This window comes from Streptomyces varsoviensis (genome assembly GCF_000718635.1).
In the GTDB taxonomy this organism is placed as follows: Bacteria; Actinomycetota; Actinomycetes; order Streptomycetales; family Streptomycetaceae; genus Streptomyces; species Streptomyces varsoviensis.
In genome coordinates, this window is the sequence record NZ_JOBF01000092.1 from 1 (window position 1) to 268 (window position 268).

Genomic DNA, 268 nt, shown 5'->3' on the forward strand with positions numbered 1-268 from the left:
CTCGTCGACGATGATCAGCGTCCGCTCGAACTGCCCCATGTTCTCCGTGTTGATCCGGAAATACGCCTGGAGCGGAATGTCCACATGCACACCCGGCGGCACATAGATGAACGAGCCGCCCGACCACACCGCCGTGTTCAGCGACGCGAACTTGTTGTCACCCACCGGAATGACCGTGCCGAAATACTCCTGGAAGATCTCCGGGTGCTCCTTGAGCGCCGTGTCCGTGTCCAGGAACAGCACCCCCTGCGCCTCCAGATCCTCCCGG

The 268-nt window shown here is 61.9% G+C and carries 1 pseudogene; it reads right to left on the reverse strand.

The features are described from left to right. Positions 1-268, reverse strand: a pseudogene (locus tag IF55_RS35735) (Fe-S cluster assembly protein SufB); the annotation flags it as partial.